Origin of the sequence: Streptomyces kunmingensis, from assembly GCF_039533535.1 — a bacterium.
In the GTDB taxonomy this organism is placed as follows: Bacteria; Actinomycetota; Actinomycetes; order Streptomycetales; family Streptomycetaceae; genus Streptomyces; species Streptomyces kunmingensis.
This window is the reverse complement of sequence record NZ_BAAATS010000018.1, coordinates 230,625-248,396: the sequence shown is the minus strand read 5'-3', so window position 1 is coordinate 248,396 and position 17,772 is coordinate 230,625. Positions and strand designations below refer to the sequence as shown.

General features: G+C 69.2%; 18 protein-coding genes and 1 tRNA gene. 14 read left to right on the top strand and 5 right to left on the bottom strand.

Features of this window, described 5'->3' with window-relative positions:
* Positions 1 to 6: 6 nt before the first annotated feature.
* From ABD366_RS22780 to ABD366_RS22765, 4 genes are all read left to right on the top strand, one after another.
* Entirely contained in the window at positions 7 to 330 is a 324-nt protein-coding gene (locus ABD366_RS22780; protein WP_324771168.1) for a hypothetical protein, read from the top strand.
* 187 nt (positions 331 to 517) lie between these two features.
* Complete coding sequence (locus ABD366_RS22775; RefSeq protein ID WP_324771169.1) at positions 518 to 886, top strand: WhiB family transcriptional regulator; 369 nt, start codon at positions 518 to 520, stop codon at positions 884 to 886.
* Positions 883 to 1,206, top strand: a complete 324-nt coding sequence (locus ABD366_RS22770) for a hypothetical protein (protein ID WP_324771170.1) — start codon at positions 883 to 885, stop codon at positions 1,204 to 1,206. The genes ABD366_RS22775 and ABD366_RS22770 overlap by 4 nt, the downstream gene beginning before the upstream one ends.
* 134 nt (positions 1,207 to 1,340) lie before the next feature.
* Positions 1,341 to 1,544, top strand: coding sequence for a hypothetical protein (locus tag ABD366_RS22765; RefSeq protein WP_324771171.1), 204 nt, complete (start codon positions 1,341 to 1,343; stop codon positions 1,542 to 1,544).
* Positions 1,545 to 1,560: 16 nt separating this feature from the next.
* Here the strand turns inward: ABD366_RS22765 and ABD366_RS22760 are convergent, their stop codons facing one another.
* Positions 1,561 to 2,925, bottom strand: coding sequence for an ABC1 kinase family protein (locus ABD366_RS22760; RefSeq protein ID WP_324771172.1), 1,365 nt, complete (start codon positions 2,923 to 2,925; stop codon positions 1,561 to 1,563).
* 67 nt (positions 2,926 to 2,992) lie between these two features.
* On the bottom strand, positions 2,993 to 4,153 hold the full coding sequence (locus tag ABD366_RS22755; RefSeq protein ID WP_324771173.1) for a TOMM precursor leader peptide-binding protein: 1,161 nt from the start codon (positions 4,151 to 4,153) through the stop codon (positions 2,993 to 2,995).
* Between the two features lie 222 nt (positions 4,154 to 4,375).
* Here ABD366_RS22755 and ABD366_RS22750 point away from each other — a divergent pair, with 222 nt between their 5' ends.
* The 4 genes from ABD366_RS22750 to ABD366_RS22735 all read left to right on the top strand — a co-directional run bounded on the left by ABD366_RS22750 (position 4,376) and on the right by ABD366_RS22735 (position 8,235).
* Positions 4,376 to 4,972: a M48 metallopeptidase family protein gene (locus ABD366_RS22750; protein WP_324771174.1), complete on the top strand. Its 597-nt coding sequence runs from the start codon at positions 4,376 to 4,378 to the stop codon at positions 4,970 to 4,972.
* 113 nt (positions 4,973 to 5,085) lie between these two features.
* On the top strand, positions 5,086 to 6,771 hold the full coding sequence (locus ABD366_RS22745) for a TerD family protein (protein ID WP_324771175.1): 1,686 nt from the start codon (positions 5,086 to 5,088) through the stop codon (positions 6,769 to 6,771).
* A gap of 11 nt (positions 6,772 to 6,782) precedes the next feature.
* Positions 6,783 to 7,463: an AIM24 family protein gene (locus tag ABD366_RS22740; protein ID WP_324771176.1), complete on the top strand. Its 681-nt coding sequence runs from the start codon at positions 6,783 to 6,785 to the stop codon at positions 7,461 to 7,463.
* 16 nt (positions 7,464 to 7,479) lie between these two features.
* A complete protein-coding gene (locus tag ABD366_RS22735) occupies positions 7,480 to 8,235 on the top strand; it encodes an AIM24 family protein (protein WP_324771177.1) in 756 nt (251 codons plus the stop codon).
* A gap of 72 nt (positions 8,236 to 8,307) precedes the next feature.
* Here the strand turns inward: ABD366_RS22735 and ABD366_RS22730 are convergent, their stop codons facing one another.
* Positions 8,308 to 8,832 carry an NUDIX hydrolase gene (locus tag ABD366_RS22730; protein ID WP_324771178.1) on the bottom strand — a complete coding sequence of 175 codons (525 nt, stop codon included), beginning with the start codon at positions 8,830 to 8,832 and terminating at the stop codon, positions 8,308 to 8,310.
* A complete protein-coding gene (locus tag ABD366_RS22725; RefSeq protein ID WP_324771179.1) occupies positions 8,829 to 10,352 on the bottom strand; it encodes a zinc-dependent metalloprotease in 1,524 nt (507 codons plus the stop codon). Before ABD366_RS22725 ends, ABD366_RS22730 begins: the two co-directional genes overlap by 4 nt.
* 193 nt (positions 10,353 to 10,545) lie before the next feature.
* Here ABD366_RS22725 and ABD366_RS22720 point away from each other — a divergent pair, with 193 nt between their 5' ends.
* The 4 genes from ABD366_RS22720 to ABD366_RS22705 all read left to right on the top strand — a co-directional run bounded on the left by ABD366_RS22720 (position 10,546) and on the right by ABD366_RS22705 (position 13,682).
* A complete protein-coding gene (locus ABD366_RS22720; protein ID WP_324771180.1) occupies positions 10,546 to 11,658 on the top strand; it encodes an SDR family oxidoreductase in 1,113 nt (370 codons plus the stop codon).
* A gap of 108 nt (positions 11,659 to 11,766) precedes the next feature.
* On the top strand, positions 11,767 to 12,231 hold the full coding sequence (locus tag ABD366_RS22715; protein WP_324771181.1) for a molybdenum cofactor biosynthesis protein MoaE: 465 nt from the start codon (positions 11,767 to 11,769) through the stop codon (positions 12,229 to 12,231).
* 102 nt (positions 12,232 to 12,333) lie between these two features.
* The gene (locus ABD366_RS22710; protein ID WP_324771182.1) at positions 12,334 to 12,498 is read left to right on the top strand and encodes a hypothetical protein; all 165 of its coding nucleotides are present in this window, start codon (positions 12,334 to 12,336) and stop codon (positions 12,496 to 12,498) included.
* Positions 12,499 to 12,596: 98 nt separating this feature from the next.
* Positions 12,597 to 13,682, top strand: coding sequence for a YlbL family protein (locus tag ABD366_RS22705; RefSeq protein ID WP_324771183.1), 1,086 nt, complete (start codon positions 12,597 to 12,599; stop codon positions 13,680 to 13,682).
* Positions 13,683 to 13,780: 98 nt separating this feature from the next.
* On the opposite strand, the gene ABD366_RS22700 is transcribed toward ABD366_RS22705, so the two are convergent.
* Positions 13,781 to 14,323 (bottom strand): PPA1309 family protein, encoded by a 543-nt coding sequence (locus ABD366_RS22700; RefSeq protein WP_324771184.1) that lies wholly within the window; start codon positions 14,321 to 14,323, stop codon positions 13,781 to 13,783.
* Positions 14,324 to 14,462: 139 nt separating this feature from the next.
* Here ABD366_RS22700 and ABD366_RS22695 point away from each other — a divergent pair, with 139 nt between their 5' ends.
* Positions 14,463 to 17,429, top strand: coding sequence for a UPF0182 family membrane protein (locus tag ABD366_RS22695; RefSeq protein WP_324771200.1), 2,967 nt, complete (start codon positions 14,463 to 14,465; stop codon positions 17,427 to 17,429).
* Between the two features lie 44 nt (positions 17,430 to 17,473).
* Positions 17,474 to 17,547: transfer RNA gene (locus ABD366_RS22690), tRNA-Met, on the top strand.
* Positions 17,548 to 17,772 lie beyond the last annotated feature (225 nt).

Sequence of the window (17,772 nt, the reverse complement as noted above, 5' to 3'; positions counted from 1 at the left end):
AATCCAGTGATCAGCATCAACACCAGCTCCATCAGCACCGTGAAAATGACCGATCGCTCGGTCGTCGCTTCCTGCCTGCTCGGCTTCTCGAACCTGGGCACCGGTCTGTCTGGCGTCAGCGCCATGCGTCCGGAGTCCGGCCTGTCTCTCGCGGGTCTTCCCATTCGCGAGGGCAATGAGCGACCGACGAAGGCACCGGAAGCAGTAGCGACGGCACAGGCTCAGGCCTATGCCGCAGCCGCGGCCGGTGCCGGATTCCGGAAGCAGACGACGCAGCACCACACGATGTGGGCCTTCCGTGGGCTCGAACCCTGGAGTGATCCAGTCTGATCGACGATCAGACAGGCGCCTTCAGGGCCGCGGAACCCCACCCGGGATCCGCGGCCCTTCTGTTTTCCCGGAAGACCCAGCGATCTTCCGAGGAACCAGCACGAAGGGGCCTCGGGACAACAAAAGAACCCGGCGCCACCGCCACCCGGCCCACCGGCCGGAATGACCAGACGAGGAAGAAAACACCGTGCAACTCGAAGCGCACGCCCCGTCCGTACCGCCTTCGGACCCTCTTCCCCCGCCCGTGCCCACGGAGGACACCACCTTGAACCCGCTGACTGCGCTCACCGCGCTCGACGACGCCATCGAGAACCTCGGCGTACCCGTCCCCTGCCGTGCCTACGACCCGGAGGTCTTCTTCGCGGAGTCGCCGGCGGATGTCGAGTACGCCAAGTCCCTCTGCCGTACCTGCCCGCTGATGGAGGCCTGCCTCGCCGGCGCCAAGGAGCGGCGTGAGCCCTGGGGCGTCTGGGGTGGCGAGCTGTTCGTCCAGGGCGTTGTTGTCGCCCGGAAGCGGCCGCGTGGCCGCCCGCGCAAGAACCCGGTCGCGGCATGAACACCCGAGGAACGATCGACCGCCCCCTGACGCACGACCCCAAGAAGCAGGCCCCGATGAAGCCGTCCACGAGCGAGCCCGCCGGCTCCGCGATCCCAGACTTTCCCACGTCCGACGCGCACGACTCGCGTCAGAACAGGACCCGTCAGATGCAACTCATCCCAGAAGCCCTGGCTCGTGCGCATATGCACGAGCAGCTGCGGGACGCCCACGCCGAGCGCCAGGCCCTGCGCCTGGTGGTCGCCCGCCGGATGCAGCGTCGCGCCGAGCGCGCCTCGCTGCGCGCCCGGCGCGCGCTCGCCATGGCCGTCATGCAGTAACACTCCGTCGGCACACACGTCGACCTGAGCAGCGGCAGTACGCGGCTGCTCCTGCGGGGGCCGGTCCGGAAGGGACCGGCCCCCGCGGTGCGTTGCGCCTGACGATCATCGGTCCATGGGGTTATCGTCGCGACGTGACGTCTCTTCCTGGCGGGGACTCCGCGCAGCAGACCCATCCTCAGGACGTCGTGTGCGCCCGGTGCGGCACGACGGCCCAAGGGCCGCCCCTGACCTGGACCTGTTCCGTCGAGGGCGGCGTCCGCCGGTACTTCTGCGACGCCTGCGCCCGGGAGCACATCAGGGCCATCGAGGGACGGCTCGACTCCGAGTGGTGGTGATCCCCACCAGTTGCGGTCAGGCCTCCGCGGCCGACTCCTGATCGGCGCCCTCGTCCGCCTCGGCCACGAACCCCAATACCCACGCCTCCAGTTCGTCCCGCAACCGCACCGTCGCGCCGAGCTGGCACAGCACCCCGATCGTGCTGAGCGTCACCCGGTGTATCAGCAAGTACGACGGCGGCAGATTGAGCTGCTTGCCCAACTGGTGGGCGGGGGAGCGGATGTCGGCGATCCGAGCCGCCTGACTGCGCATCCAGGAACGGGTGAACGTGAACGCGTCGACCTGAGCCGGCTCGATGATCGGCAGCAAGTAGTCGAGTACGGCGTCCGGTTCGAGCTCGATCGACTCCCTGACGAAGCCCTCCTTGCGCAGCAGCTCGTAGACCGCGAGCGCCTCACCGTCGAGCGTCAGCCGCAGCGAGCGGCCGATCGGAGTGGGCAGCCCGCCCGGCAGCCGGTCCACGGTGCCGAAGTCCAGGACACCCAGGCGCCAGCCGCCCTTCCCGTCCGGCAGCAGCCGGAAGTTGCCCGGGTGCGGATCCGCGTGCAGCAAGCCGGTGCGTGCCGGGCCCGAGAACAGGAAGAGTGCCAGCAACTGGCCCGCGCGATCTCGCTGTTCCTGACTCCCGTCGTTGATGATCTCGGCGAGCGGCGTCCCCTCGATCCACTCCGTGACCAGGACCTGCTCGCACTGGTGCACCACGTCCGGCACCACGACATCGGGGTCGTCGCGGAACTCCTCGGCGTGCGCGCGCTGGGCCTGGGCCTCCAGCGCGTAGTCCAGCTCCTCGGTCACCCGGTCGCGCAGTTCGGTGATCAGCGGCTTGATGTCCATGCCCGGGATCAGCGGCCCCAACAACCGGGCGAAACGGCTGAGTTGACTGAGATCCGAGAGCAGCGCCTCGCCCGCACCCGGGTACTGCACCTTCACGGCGACCTCACGCCCGTCGTGCCAGACGGCGTGATGCACCTGGCCTATCGACGCGGCCGCCGACGGCTTGTCCTCGAACTCCAGGAACAGCTCCTGCCATCGCTCGCCGAGGCGCTCCTCGAGAACCGCGTGCACGGTGCGCGTGGGCATCGGAGGCGCGGCTTCCTGCAGTTTCGTCAGGGCGGCCCGATAAGGGCCCGCGACCTCCTCCGGCAGAGCGGATTCGAAGACGGACATGGCCTGCCCGAACTTCATGGCCCCGCCCTTCAGCTCGCCGAGGACCTTGAAGAGCTGATCGGCCGTGCGCTGCTGCAGCTCGCGGCCGACGATCTCGGCGGACTTGCCGCCGATCCGCTTGCCGAGACCCCAGGTCGCTCTGCCGGCAAAACCGATCGGTAGTGCGGCCAGCTTGGCGGTACGGGTAACCGCCTTCCGGGGAAGATCAGACATACACCCCTCCAAGTGCCGGACAGCCGTGCCGCGCATGCCCAGGCGTCATGACGCCGTCAGCCGTTGCTTACACCGCCATTGTGTCGTGCGGCCCTTCCTCCACGGAGGTCTCCTGCCCGTTACCTCCCTCACCCGCACCGCACGGGCACTGCGGATGTGGCCATACCGGCCGGGCATGCCAGTCGAGGCCGGGAGCTGCCGCCTCCCAGCGGGCCCCGGTACTCGACGGCAACTCCCCGTCCAGGAACGCCAGCGCATGCGCCGCGGCCAGGCCCGCGACCGCGGTGGCCAGGCCCAGGTCACAGGCCTGGACCTGGCGGCAGGCGTGTCCCGAGCGCCACTGGGCGAGCAATCGTGGCCACGTCGGATCGCGGTCCGTGCGGCCGAGGAGCAGACAGTGCGCACAGCCCGTGCCGCCGGGCAGGACCAAGGGGCCCACGATCCCGGTGGCCTCGGCCACGCCCGCGTACAGGTGCGGGATACCCGCCGCGATCAGGTCCTCGGCGGCGGACGGGTCCGGGGAGTGGATCGCGAGTCCGTCACGCGGGGCGACGATCACGAGGGAGAGAGCGCCCTCCTGCTCCCCGTCGGCCGGACGCTCCTGTGTCCTGCGCCGGTCCGGGCGCGGCGGCCGGACCGGCGCGACGGCACGCACCAACTGCCGCGCCGACACGTCCCGGCGCTCGCCCACCGCTTCCACCGGCTGCCCGCCCGGCGCCACGTCCCACGGCTCGACGCAGCCGCCGTCCCGCACATCGACATGGCCCACGCCTGCGGCGGCGAGAACGGAGGCCACGACCGCGCCCACCCGGCCGGCGCCTCTGACCTGTACACGCATGCTGTGCCGGGCCGCCAGCTTCCTCGCCCCCTCGGCCGGCTCGAACGTCATCACTGTCAGGGCCGCGTGGTCGGGGCGCAGCCGGTCCATCACCCGCGTTTGTTTGCGCAACGCTTGCGCGGGCGGGCCGCCGCCCGTGGCGTCGTCGAGCAGTCCGGCCCCGGTCAGCCGCTCCAGAAGCGCGTCCACATGTCCGTCGGGCAGGCCCATCCGCTGCGCCTCGTCGCGCAGCAGCGGCACTCCCCGGGTCCCGTCGAGCAAGGTCAGAAAGCTGCCCGTGGCCGTGTCGACCGGGCCGAGGACCACGGCGTGCGCGGGTGTCAGCCCGAACTGCACCGTGTTCAGGTCGTGCCAGCCGCGCCGCAGCGCAGGCTTCAGGATCGGATGCATGACTGTCCCCCGTGCCCTCAGTGCTGTGCCCTCAGTGCCGTGCCCTCCGCGCCGAAGGTCTCGATCGATGGCCAGCATGCCCGCCCGGCCGGGACGCGTGCCGAAGGTTGTCCACAGGCAGGGGGTGATAGTCGTACTAACCCAATGGCAGTGGGTGAGGCAGCACACCGAAACAGTTCCGGAGGCGGGACTTCCACCCTGCGTAACCGGTAACGTCGGGGCGTGCCCGCCGACCCTCTGCACCGTGCCACGAAGACACAGCGCAGCCCGACCAGCCCGCCCCCAGGCGGCCCGGGGGTGAGCGCGGTCGAGGTCCGCAGGAGCGCCCGGCGCCGCAGGACGGTCTCCGCGTACCGCGAGGGAGACCGCACCGTGGTCCTCATCCCGGCGCGCATGTCGGAGGCAGAGGAGCAGCGCTGGGTCACCGTCATGCTGGCCAAGCTCGCGGCGCAGGAGAGCAAGCGGGTCCTCGGCGACGCGGAGCTGGCCGAGCGCGCGGAGCGCCTCTCGGAGCAGTACCTCGACGGCAAGGCCCGGCCCGCATCGGTGCGCTGGGTCACCAATCAGAACACCCGATGGGGCTCCTGCACCCCGGCGGAAGGCAGCATCCGTCTTTCGCACCGGCTGCAGGGCATGCCCGAATACGTCGTCGACTACGTGCTCGTCCACGAGCTCGCGCACCTGTTGGTTCCCGGCCACGGACCCCGTTTCTGGCGGCTCCTCGAGGCGTACCCCCGCACCGAGCGGGCGCGCGGGTACCTCGAAGGGGTGGTTGCGGCGGACCGCCTGCCACATCTGCCACCCGGGCGCGGCGAGTGACGGGTTTACGGACCCGGTTCTGTACCAGGGCTGTACCGACTTCTTCCGGCCACGGTGTTTGCAGTTAGCCTGACGCGACGCAATCGCATCCGGATGGGGGACGGTCGTTACGCATGGCCAGGGAATTCCAACGCGGCCACAAGGCCAAGATCAGTGACCTCACCGCGGGCACGGACCTGTACGTCGGCGTACAGATCACCGGCCCCGGACTGACCTTCGACATCAGTTGCTTCGGCCTGGACGCCGAGGAACGGCTCTCCGACGACCGGTACTTCGTCTTCTTCAACCAGCCCAAAACGCCGGAGGAGTCCGTCCAACTGCTCGGCGCGCAGGCCGGTGACGCGGAGTCCTTCCGCGTCACGCTCGACAAGATCCCCGCGACCGTCCAGAAGCTGTCGTTCACCGCATCCCTCGACGGCCCGGGCCAGATGTCGCAGGTGGCGCCCGGGTACATCCGGATCGTCGCCGGTGGTGAGGAAGTCGCCCGGTACTCCTTCCACGGCGGTGAGTTCTCCACCGAGCGTGCGGTGATGCTGGGGGACTTCTACCTGAAGGACGTATGGCGCTTCGCGGCCGTCGGGCAGGGCTTCGACGGTGGCCTGGACGCGCTGCTGCGGAACTTCGGGGGTGAGGTCGCGGAGGAGGAACCCGCGGCGCAGCCCCAGTCCGCCGCGGCTCCCGGTTTCGCGCCGCCCGCACAGGCCACCGCGCCGCCTGCCTTCGGCGCCCCGGCCGGCCCCGCCCCCACGCCGCAAGCTCCTGCTCCGGCCCCCGCTCCGGCACCCCAGCCCTTCGCGCCGCCGCAGAGTCCGACGCCGCCACAGGCTCCCGCCCCGGCCGCGCCTCCCGTCCACGCGGCGCCGACCATCGTCGCGCCGCTGGCCACACCGCCGGGCGCGGTGCCGCCACCCCCGGCCCCCGCTCCGTACGCGCAGCAGCCGCCCCAGCAGTACGGGCAGGTACCGGGACAGGGCGGCGCGAGCCTGCCGCCGGGTTACGGGCAACAGGCACCGACCGCGCCTCCCGATTACGGGCAGCAGCCCCAGGCACCGACCGCGCCCCCCGGCTACGGCCAGCCGCCCGCCGCTCCCTCGCCGTACGGTGCTCCCCAAGGCGTGCCGCAGCAGGCAGGGGCGCCGGGTGTGGCAGCCGCGCTCGAGAAGTACCGCGAGGTACCTACCGGGCAGCGCTGGACGCTGCAGAACAAGAAGCTGATCCGTGTCGACCTGGGAGCCGGCGGCGACCAGCCCGTGCTGGCCCGGCAGGGCAGCATGGTGCTCTACCAGGGCAAGGTCGAGTTCGGCTACAAGGGTGCCGGGTTCGCCGGACGCGTCGTGGGCAACGCCACCGGCCAGGAGATGCAGCTGATGCGCTGCACCGGCCGCGGCCAGGTCTTCCTCGCCGAAGAGGCCACCCATCTGCACCCCATCGAGCTCCAGGGCGACGCGATCTGCGTCTCGGCGGAGAACGTCCTCGCCTTCGACGAGAGCCTTCAGTACGAAGTGCGCAGGATCGAGGGGCACGGCATCCCTGGCGGCGCCCTGTTCGTCATGCAGTTCCAGGGCATGGGGACCGTCGTCGTGAAGACGCACGGAACGCCCGTCGTGCTGCCGGTGACGCCGACGACGTTCGCCGACTGCAACGCGGTCGTGGCCTGGTCGGCGGCCGCGCAGGCGATCATCTCCAGCCAGGTCCGGATGCGCCGCAACGCCTATCCCGGCCACAGCGGGGAGAGCGTGAACCTTCAGTTCCGGGGCGCACCCGGCAACTTCATCATCGTCCAGCCGTACGAGGTCTGAGGGAGCCCGTCATGAATCAGCCGCTCGCGGGCTTCGCCCCGACCCCGGTAGCCGCCCGCATGGAGAACCACGGCAACAACATGCTGAAGGTCGCCATGCAGACCGGAAACGACCTCTTCGCGCGCGTGGGCTCGATGGTCGCCTACGAAGGCTTCGTCCAGTACGAGCCCAACCCGCCCGCCGTACGCCAGATCGCCCGCGACTGGATGACCGGCGAAGGCGCGCCTCTCATGAAGTGCTCCGGTGACGGCCTGCTCTACCTCGCCGACTACGGCGCGGACGTCGTCATCATCAACCTCGGCGGCGAGTCGATCTCCGTCAACGGCACCAACCTGCTCGCCTTCGACGCCCACCTCCAGTGGGGCGTCGAGCGCGTGAAGGGCCTCGCCAAGTTCGCTGGGCAGGGCCTGTGGAACATCAAGGTCAGCGGTCAGGGGCACGTCGCCCTGACCTCGCGCGGCACCCCCATCGTCGTCGACTGCGGCCGTGGCGAGGACGAGACCTACGTCGACCCGGACGCGCTCATCGCCTGGTCACCGAATCTGAAGGTGAAGGGCAAGCGCAGCTTCAAGGCCGGCTCGCTCATCGGGCGCGGCAGCGGCGAGGCCTACCAGATGGGCTTCTCCGGGGAGGGCATCGTCGTCGTACAGCCCAGTGAAGACAGCACCGACCGTCTCCGAGCCCGGGGCTGAGGGGGAGCGAACACACATGCAGAGCCCGCTTTTCGCGTACACCGAGCAGCAGACCCAGGAGCGCTACACGGTGCAGAACCCGCAGCTGCTGCGGGTCGCCCTGGAAGGCCACGACGACATCCTCGCCCGTAAGGGCTCGATGGTCGCCTACCAGGGATTGATGGAGTTCGACGGCGAGATCCAGACGTCCGGACAGCAGCGCTCCCGCGCGTACACCGGTGAGGGCCTCGACCTGATGCGGTGCCACGGGCAGGGCGTCGTCTACCTCGCGAACCTCGCCCAGTACATCCACGTAGTGGATGTCGAACAGGACGGGCTGACCGTCGACAGCAGCTACGTTCTGGCGATGGACTCGGAGCTCCACCACGAGGTCATCGCGGTGGACAGTCAGTTCGGCATCTCCGGCTCCGGCAAGTACCAGCTCAACATCACCGGGCGCGGCAAGGTCGCGCTGATGACGTCGGGCCAGCCGCTGATGCTCCAGGTCACACCCGACCGGTACGTCAACGCCGACGCGGACGCCGTCGTCGCCTGGTCGACAGGGCTTCGGGTGCAGATGCAGGCACAGACGCACTCCTCGGGCGTCTGGCGCCGTCGTGGCAACACGGGCGAGGGCTGGGAGCTCAGCTTCATGGGGCACGGTTACGCGCTCGTCCAGCCCAGCGAGCTGCTGCCGCCGCAGAACTCGGTGGCCGGTCAGGGGATCGCGGCCCAGTACGGAATGGGCCAGCAGGGTGCCCGGGGCCAGAACCAGGGGAACGTCTGGAGCTGACGCGCAGGTAGGGGTGTGTGTAAGGGGCGGTCGCTCTGGCGACCGCCCCTTACACACACCCCTACCTGGAAGCTAGAGGCGGGCCCGCGTCGCCTCGACCAAGCGCACCACCGACGTGTCGGCCACGTCCGCGACCTCGTCGTAGCGGAACCACCGCAGGTCCAGGGACTCGTCGCTGATGGCCTCCGTGGCGCCGGCGGGCGCGAGCGCCGCGTACTGCGTGTCCAGGTGCTGCGTGCACGGCCCCGGAATGGGATGCCGGTCCAGGCGGACCGGGCCGCCCGCGAGGAGCGTGAGCCCCGCGATGCCGGACTCCTCGGACGCCTCGCGCAGAGCCGCGGCCGCCAGCGTCGGATCACCGGGCTCGCAGTGGCCGCCCATCTGGAGCCACATCCGCAGCTTCTTGTGCAGCGTGAGCAGCACGCGCCCGCGCTCCGGGTCGATCACCAACGCGCTCGCCGTCAGGTGACCCGCGGTGCAGGGCTTCCACATCGCGGCTTCACCATGGGCGGCGAGGTGGTCCAGGTAGCCCTGGCGCAGCTCCGGCTGGTCCTCGTAGCTCTTGAGCACAAGGACCGCGTCGTCGTACAGGCTCACTTGTCGCTGTCGCCCTTGCCGTCGGTGTCGCCCTTGTCACCGGTGGTGCCGGTGTCGCCCGAACGGTCGGCGCCGTCCGTGTCAGCCCGGTCGCCCGTGTCGTCCTTGGAAAGGGGCGACTTACCGGCGGAGCGGCCGCCGGCCGCCTCGCCGAGCATCTTGTCCAGCTCCGAGAAGTCCAGCTGCTCGCGGTGGACGAAGCCGTCCGGGTCGTCCAGGTCCGAGGCCGTCGGCAGCATGTCCGGGTGCGCCCACAGACCGTCACGGCCGTCCACACCGCGCGCGTCAGTGAGCGAGGCCCACAGGCGCGAGGCGTCCCGCAGCCGGCGCGGACGCAGCTCCAGGCCGATCAGCGTCGCGAACGTCTGCTCCGCCGGACCACCGGACGCGCGGCGGCGACGCAGCGTCTCGCGCAGCGCGTCCGCGGACGACAGACGCGGCTTCGCGGCCGCGTGGACCACCGCGTCGACCCAGCCCTCCACGAGCGCCAGAGCCGTCTCCAGGCGCGCCAGGGCCGCCTTCTGCTCGGGGGTGTCCTCCGGCTGGAACATGCCCTGCTGGAGCGCCTCCTGGAGCTGCTCCGGGTTCTGCGGGTCGAACTGGCCGACCACGTCCTCCAGCTTCGTGGTGTCGACCTTGATCCCGCGCGCGTACCCGTCGACCGCGCCGAACAGGTGCGAGCGCAGCCACGGCACGTGCGAGAACAGCCGCTGGTGGGCGGCCTCGCGCAGCGCCAGGTAGAGGCGGACCTCCTCCTTGGAGATGCCGAGGTCCTTGCCGAACGACTCGATGTTCAGCGGCAGCAGCGCCGCCTTGCCGGCCGGGGCCAGCGGCAGACCGATGTCCGTGGAGCCGACGACCTCGCCCGCGAGCACGCCCAGGGCCTGCCCGATCTGCGAACCGAACATGGCACCGCCCATGGAGCGCATCATGCCGATGAGCGGGCCCGCCATGGCCTGCATCTCCTCGGGCAGCACGTCACCCATGGCCAGGCCGACGCGCTCGGCGACCGGGTCGACGAGCTCCTTCCACACCGGGAGGGTCGCCTCGACCCACTCGGCGCGGCTCCAGGCCACCGCGGTGCCGGCCCCGGAAGGCAGCGACGTCGCGTCGTCCAGCCACAGGTCGGCCAGGCGCACGGCCTCCTGGACGGCGGTACGGTCGGCGGGACCCACGCTCGCGTCCTTCACACCGTCCTGCGTGCCCTGGGAGACGGTCTGGCGCGCGATGTCCTTCGCCATGTCCCAGTTCACCGGCCCGCCCTCGTACGAGAGCATCTGGCCGAGCTGCTGGAAGGCCGCCCCCAGGTCGTTCGGATCCATGGAGCCGAACATGGCCGCGAACGGGTTGTCCCCGCCCGCGCCACCGGGCCCGCCCGCGCCCGGCAGGCCCGGGAACCCGAATCCGAGGGGGTTGGCAGGTCCCTGACCGCCACCGCCCTGCTGGTCCTTCTTCTTGCCCTCGTCGCCGTCGTCCGGCTCCTCCGGCGGAAGGCCGAAACCAAATGGGGTGTCACTCACGGGATTCCTCGGCTGGTAAGGCCACCGGTTTCTGTCCCGGCGGCGACTGCCCGACTACACACACCCAGCGTAGACACCGTGACGGGATCGGGCCTCGGTGCTTCGCCGACTCATGGCCTGCGGCAGGATGGATGCCTCCTGGTACGTACGCGTCATACACGTACGTACTGAAGACAACCGCTGGAGACGCCCGGTGAGTTCCCCAGATCCGCAGGTTCGCGCAGCGCGAAACCCCTCAACCAGTTCAGCCGTACGCGGCCCCGTCGTCGCGGTCACCGGCGCCGCGTCCGGCACCGGAGCCCTGCTCACCGAGCGGCTCGCCGCGTCGGACGAGATCAAGCAGGTGCTCGCCATCGACGAGCGGCGCGGCGAGTGCGCCGCCGCGACCTGGCACATCCTGGACGTACGGGATCCGGCCATCGCCGAGAAGCTCCGCGGCGCCGACGTCGTCGTCCACCTGGCCCTCGACCTCGACCTGGAGTCGGACGCCGCGGCCCGCACCGCGTACAACGTGCGCGGCACCCAGACCGTGCTGACCGCCGCGGCCGCCGCCGGAGTGCACCGCGTCGTGCTCTGCACCTCGGCGATGGTCTACGGAGCGCTCGACGACAACGAGCTGCCCCTCTCGGAAGACGCGGAACTGCGCGCCACCGCCGAGGCCACGGGCGTCGGCGACCTGCTGGAGATCGAGCGGCTCGCCCGGCGGGCCCCGCGTGCCCACCCCGGCCTCAACGTCACCGTGGTGCGTCCCGCGGTGCTCGTGGGCGGTACGGACACGGCTCTGACGCGTTACTTCGAGTCGCCGCGCCTCCTTGTAGTGGCAGGCTCGCGGCCCGCCTGGCAGTTCTGTCACGTAGAGGACCTGTGCAGCGCTCTGGAGTACGCGGTGCTGGAGAAGGTCGAAGGGGAGCTCACGGTCGGCTGTGACGGCTGGCTGGAGCAGGAGGAGGTCGAGGAGCTCAGCGGGATCCGCCGCATGGAGCTCCCCTCGGCCGTCGCGCTCGGCGCGGCCGCGCGGCTGCACCGGATCGGACTGACGCCCTCTCCGGCCGGTGACCTCGCCTACACGATGTACCCCTGGGTCGTGAGCGGAAGCCGGCTGCACGACGCCGGGTGGCGCCCCCGGTGGACGAACGAGGAGGTCCTCGCCGAACTCCTCGAAGAGGTCGCGGGACGGCGCACGGTCGCGGGACGGCGCCTCGGCCGCAAGGACGCGACGGCGGCCGGAGCCGCGGGCGCGACGGTGGCACTGCTGGGTACGGCGGCGGTCGTACGGCGGGTGCGCAAGGCGCGACGGCGTATCTGACCTCCACGTAGCCGCGCGCGGACCTGTAGGAGGCTCCAATCCCCCACCCGCGCGTGCCGGTCGAAAACGCTATTCACGGTTGTCGGCGGCGTGCGGCACGATGAGTTCATGGCACCCACCCAGCACGACCATCCAGGTGAGCAGGCGGCGCAGGACCCGATCAAGCTGCTCGCCATCCGTGAGACGCCCCTCTCCCTCGACGAGGTCTTCCAGGCCGTCGGGGACGACGCCGCGGGCGGTACCGCGCTCTTCGTGGGGACCGTGCGCAACCACGACGGCGGGGCCGATGTCGATCAACTGGGCTACTCCTGTCACCCGACCGCCGAGGCGGAGATGCGGCGCGTCGCGGAGAAGGTCGTCGCCGAGTACCCCGTGCGCGCCCTGGCGGCCGTCCACCGGATCGGCGATCTGACGGTGGGGGACCTGGCCGTCGTGGTCGCCGTGTCGTGCCCGCACCGGGGCGAGGCCTTCGAGGCGTGCCGCAAGCTCATCGACGATCTGAAGCACGAAGTACCCATCTGGAAGCATCAGAAGTTCTCCGACGGGACCGAGGAATGGGTAGGCGCCTGTTGAGGTTCCGGTTGCGTAACCGCACCCCTGCGACAAGCGTTGACCCTGTGGATGGTTAATCTGCTGATCAGTCAGTTGTGATTGCTCAGGAGTCGGGAGGTCGGCATGGCGGCGCTCATGTGGCTGCTGATTCCGGTTGTCGCCGCGGTCGGTGCCGCGCTGTGGGGCACCTGGGCCGGACGGCGGCGTCACAAGGCGGGTGACGTGAACGAGCTCAGTGGCTACGCGCGCTTCCGCGAGGTCATGGACAAGTCGAACTCCGGGAGCTGAGGCGGACGTGTGGCGGGCCCACGGGGCCTGACACGTCGTCGGCGCCGGACGTCCGGCCCCACAGGTGCGGCCTCAGGCCCGTCCCGTACTGTCGTTCCATGCCACGCCGCACCGCGACGATGCTCGCCTCGACCCTGATGCTGATCGCGCTGCTCTGCGCGGGGGTGCTCATCAAAGTGCCGTACGCGGAGATGTCGCCGGGTCCGACGGTGAACACGCTCGGGGACCACGAAGGCGAACCCGTGATCCAGATCCCCGGTCGCAAGACCTACGAGACGACCGGGCACCTCAACATGACGACGGTCCGCGTCACCAGCGCCGACTTCAACATGAATCTGGTCTCCGCCGTCTACGGGTGGCTCGCCCACGACAGTATCGTGGTGCCGCACGACACGCTCTACCCGGACGGCCAGACGGAGGAGCAGTCCTCGCAGGAGAACGCGGAGGAGTTCAGCCAGTCCCAGGAGAGCGCCAAGGTCGCCGCCCTGGACCAGCTGGGCATCCCGGTCAAGTCCTGGGTGATCGTCTCCACCGTCGTCAAGGACAGCCCCGCCGAGGGCCGGCTGCACGCCGGTGACGTCATCAAGGCCGTCGACGGCACCAAGGTCACCAAGCCCGCCGACGTCGCCGAGCTGGTCACCGAGCACAAGCCCGGCGAGAACGTCGACTTCACGATCGTGCCCGTCAAGGAAGCCGCCGCCGCCGAGAAGGAGGGCAAGGAGGCGACCCGCACGGAGAACGTCACGATCAAGACGGCCAAGGCCGAGGACGACCGCGCCATCGTCGGCATCCAGGCCGGGACCGACCACACCTTCCCGTTCCAGATCGACATCAAGCTCGCCGACGTGGGCGGTCCCAGCGCGGGCCTGATGTTCTCCCTCGGCATCGTCGACAAGCTCTCGCCCACCGACCTGACCGGCGGCAAGTTCGTGGCCGGCACCGGCACCATCGACGACGACGGCAAGGTCGGCCCCATCGGCGGCATCGGCATGAAGACCGTCGGCGCGCGGGAGAAGGGCGCCCAGTACTTCCTGACGCCGAAGGACAACTGTGCCACCGCGGCCAAAGACATCCCGGACGGCCTCACGCTCGTCAAGGTCGGCACCATCGACGACGCGATGGACGCCCTGAAGGACATTCGCAGCGGCAAGACCGCCGATCTGCCCCGGTGCACGACCAGCTGACGGCCGGCTCTACGTAGAGGGGCGCGCCGGGTACATCCCGGCGCGCCCCTCTACGTAGATGAGGAAAAGCTCCCTCGCCTACGTAGACGAGGAAAAGTTCACTCGGCGAACGTGGCCGACAGGGCCTCCGCCAGGCCCGGCACGAGCTGTGAGCCGGTGAGGACCTCGGTGGGCGAGTCCTTCTCGCGCAGGCGCAGAGCCGAGTCGCGCGAGCCGTCGCGCAGCACCGCGACCGTCATGCGGACCTCCTGGCGGTCCGGGTGCTGGGCGACCCACGCCGCCAGCTTCTTGTCGCTCAGGCCCTCCGGGACGGTGGCCTCCGCGGACGGCGGCAGCATGAGGCGCTCCACCGTCAGGGCGCAGCCCACGACGGCGTCGGGCCAGGCGATGGTGCCGAGGAACTCGTCCAGCGCCTTCCCGGCGGGAATCTCGTCCTGCTCGATCGGGGTGAGGTTGGTGGTCTCCTGCTCGCCCTCCAGGCCGAGCTGGGTGGCGAGAGCGGGTTCCTGGGCGCGCAGTGCGGCGGTGTCGACGAGGGCGAAGAGGCGGGCGGGCTGGTCCCAGCCGAGGCCGGAGGCGTACTCGTCGATCTCGAGTACGGCCCGGGTGAGGGGGCTCGCTGCCATGGGAGTGTTGGACATGGTCACAATCCTGCCTCGTTCGTCCCCGGAAACGGGAACTGAGTAAAGCGTGAGTAAGTTGCATAGGTGATGGGTCCGCGATCTCGGGGGCCCGGCCGATCGATTACTCAACTTCGAGGTGCGCACCTTGGCTTTCCAGATGCCGGACCGCGGCGGAGGCCCGACGGGGCCGCGGATCAGAATGGGCCGCCCGTCACGGCGGTCCCGGACGCTGCTGCTGACGCTGGGCGTCCTGGCCGTGCTCGGCATGGCCTTCGTCATGTTCGCCGGATTCTGGACGGACTGGCTCTGGTACCGATCGGTCAACTACTCGTCCGTCTTCACGACGACGCTGTGGACGAAGATCGGGCTCTTCTTCGTCTTCGGTCTGCTCATGGCGCTCGCCGTCGGCGTGAACATCTGGCTGGCGCACCGGCTGCGTCCGCCGCTCAGCGCCATGTCGATGGAGCAGCAGAGCCTCGACCGCTACCGCATGGGCATCGCGCCCTTCAAGAAGTGGCTGCTGCTCGGCGTCACCGCCCTGGTGGGGCTCATCGCGGGGGCCTCGGCCGCCAGCCAGTGGCGTACGTGGCTCATGTACGTGAACGGAGTGCCGTTCCACCAGAAGGACCCGCAGTTCCACTTGGACGTGGCCTTCTACGCGTTCGACCTGCCGTGGTACCGCTTCCTGCTCGGCTTCGGGTTCGCGGCCACCGTCATCGGTCTGGTCGCCGCCGCGCTGACGCACTACCTGTACGGCGGGCTGCGCGTCACCAGCCCGGGCGCGCGCGCCACCGCGGCCGCGACGGGGCACCTCTCCGTCCTGCTGGGTGTGTTCGTCACCCTGAAGGCCATCGCGTACTGGCTCGACCGGTACGGGCTGACCGTGAAGTCGAGTGACTTCAAGGCGACCGACAACTGGACGGGCCTCAGGTACGTCGACGCGAACGCGTATCTGCCGGCGAAGACGATCCTGTTCTGCATCGCCGTCATCTGCGCGGTGCTGTTCTTCGCCACGCTGTGGCGCCGGACCTGGCAGCTGCCGGTCATCGGCTTCGGCCTGATGGTGCTCTCGGCGATCCTGATCGGCGGCCTGTATCCGGCCATCGTCCAGAAGTTCCAGGTGCAGCCGAACGAGCAGTCCAAGGAAGCCCCGTACATCGAGAAGAACATCGAGGCGACCCGCAAGGCGTACGGCATCGACAAGGCGAACCCGGTCGACTACAGCGGCAAGAGCTCGGACGACACCAAGAAGCAGCGCACGGACTCCGACACGGCGGCCAGCTACCGTCTGAACGATCCGAACATCGTGTCGCCCACCTTCCAGCAGCTCGAACAGCAGCGGAAGTACTACCAGTTCCCGACGACCCTGGACGTGGACCGCTACAACGGCGTGGACACGGTCGTCGGCCTGCGCGAGCTGAACCTCGGCAAGCTGGACAAGCGCAACTGGATCAACGACCACTTCGTGTACACGCACGGCTACGGCGCCGTGACCGCGAAGGGCACCTCGACGGCCCAGGGCGCGCCCCAGTTCACCGAGTCGGGCCTGCCGACCACGGGTGACCTGGGCGATTACAACCAGCGTGTCTACTACGGCGAGAAGACGACGCAGTACTCGATCGTCGGCGGGCCGCAGAAGGAGCTGGACTACGAGCAGGACGACGGCACGCAGAAGACCACGAGTTACACGGGCAAGAGCGGCGTCAACCTCTCGAACCCGATCAACCGCGCCGCGTACGCGGTGGCCTTCAGCGAGCCGCAGATCCTCTACTCGGGCGCCATCGGCGACGGGTCACGGATTCTGTACAACCGCACTCCGAAGGAGCGCGTCGAGGCCGTCGCCCCCTGGCTGACCATCGACGGTGACGCCTATCCGACGGTCGTCGGCGGCAAGATCAAGTGGGTCGTCGACGCGTACACGACGTCGAACGGATACCCGTACGCGTCCCGTACGACGCTGGGCGACACCACCGCCGACTCCCTCAACGAGGGCGACAACCAGCGCGCGGTGGTGACCCAGCAGAACCAGGTCAACTACATCCGGAACTCGGTGAAGGCGACCGTCGACGCGTACACGGGCGAGGTCAAGCTCTACACGTGGGACGACAAGGACCCGGTCCTGAAGACCTGGAAGAAGGCGTTCCCCGGCACGGTCGAGTCGAAGAGCGCGATCCCGGCGGACCTGAAGGAGCACCTGCGCTATCCGCAGGACATGTTCAAGGTCCAGCGCGAACTGCTGAGCCTGTACCACGTGACGAACTCGGACCAGTTCTACAACGCGTCCGATGCCTGGCAGGTCCCCAACGACCCGACGAAAAAGGACAACAGTGCGGTCCCGCCGTACTACCTGTCCATGAAGATGCCGGGTCAGACAAGTCAGCAGTTCTCCCTGACGACGACGTTCACTCCCAGCGGCCGGCCCAATCTGCGGGCGTTCATGGCCGTCGACGCCGATGCCACCAGTAAGGACTACGGGACCATAAGGCTCCTGAGAGTCACCGAGGACAAGGTCTACGGACCCGAGCAGGTGCAGAACAAGCTCAACTCCTCGGGCACCGTGGCGAACTGGGTGCGCGACATGAAGGGCGCCGACTCGACGGTCCTGTACGGCAATCTGCTGACAGTGCCGCTCGACAAGGGCTTCCTGTACGTGGAGCCGATCTACGCCCAGGGGCGCAACGCCGAGTACCCGCTGATGCGTAAGGTCGCGGTCTCCTACGGCGACCGGACGGGCTTCGCCGACTCCTTGTCGGAGGCGCTCAACCAGGCCTTCGAAGTCGACGGGGCGGAACCGGCGGAGCCGGAGAAGCCCGGTGGGGACACGACGGAGCCACCGGCGAACTCCACCGTCAAGGAAGCGCTGGCCGACGCCGAGAAGGCCTTCGAGGACGGTCAGAAGGCGCTCAAGGAGAACGACTGGGCCGCGTACGGCGAGGCGCAGGAGAAGCTCGAGGACGCCCTGCAGCGCGCCGACAAGGCCCAGACACAGGCCGACAAGGACGCCAAGCAGAACAGCGACAGCGACAACAAGAACGACAACAAGAACGACGACAACAAGAACAGCGACAAGAACAACAGCAGTAGCGACGACAAGAGCGGTGACAAGGAGACCGCCGGCGACTGATTCCGTAGCCCCCCGCGCGCCGTGGTACGGTTTGAACACAACGGCGCGGGGTGGAGCAGCTCGGTAGCTCGCTGGGCTCATAACCCAGAGGTCGCAGGTTCAAATCCTGTCCCCGCTACTGATGATCGAAGGCTCGGAAGCAGCAGCTTCCGGGCCTTCGGTGCGTCGGAGCCCCGAGTGTCACGAGCCGCTGGCATGTGCGAAGTGTGTACCAGGTCGGTACGAACACTGCTCCGCTCGGGGCCAGTTCGGGAAATTGTGTTTCACTTGTCGCCCTGTGGGCATGTCGACAAAACGCTGAAGTGACCTCAAAGGCTGCGGTATACCAGGTGTACCCGGGTTA

Excerpts from the sequence above, each read along its gene's own strand:
- ABD366_RS22745 (WP_324771175.1), top strand. The coding sequence starts at position 5,086 with ATGGCCAGGGAATTCCAACGCGGCCACAAGGCCAAGATCAGTGACCTC.
- ABD366_RS22695 (WP_324771200.1), top strand. The coding sequence starts at position 14,463 with ATGCCGGACCGCGGCGGAGGCCCGACGGGGCCGCGGATCAGAATGGGC.
- ABD366_RS22715 (WP_324771181.1), top strand. The coding sequence starts at position 11,767 with ATGGCACCCACCCAGCACGACCATCCAGGTGAGCAGGCGGCGCAGGAC.
- ABD366_RS22700 (WP_324771184.1), bottom strand. The coding sequence starts at position 14,323 with ATGTCCAACACTCCCATGGCAGCGAGCCCCCTCACCCGGGCCGTACTC.
- ABD366_RS22740 (WP_324771176.1), top strand. The coding sequence starts at position 6,783 with ATGAATCAGCCGCTCGCGGGCTTCGCCCCGACCCCGGTAGCCGCCCGC.
- ABD366_RS22770 (WP_324771170.1), top strand. The coding sequence starts at position 883 with ATGAACACCCGAGGAACGATCGACCGCCCCCTGACGCACGACCCCAAG.
- ABD366_RS22705 (WP_324771183.1), top strand. The coding sequence starts at position 12,597 with ATGCCACGCCGCACCGCGACGATGCTCGCCTCGACCCTGATGCTGATC.
- ABD366_RS22735 (WP_324771177.1), top strand. The coding sequence starts at position 7,480 with ATGCAGAGCCCGCTTTTCGCGTACACCGAGCAGCAGACCCAGGAGCGC.
- ABD366_RS22710 (WP_324771182.1), top strand. The coding sequence starts at position 12,334 with ATGGCGGCGCTCATGTGGCTGCTGATTCCGGTTGTCGCCGCGGTCGGT.
- ABD366_RS22755 (WP_324771173.1), bottom strand. The coding sequence starts at position 4,153 with ATGCATCCGATCCTGAAGCCTGCGCTGCGGCGCGGCTGGCACGACCTG.
- ABD366_RS22760 (WP_324771172.1), bottom strand. The coding sequence starts at position 2,925 with ATGTCTGATCTTCCCCGGAAGGCGGTTACCCGTACCGCCAAGCTGGCC.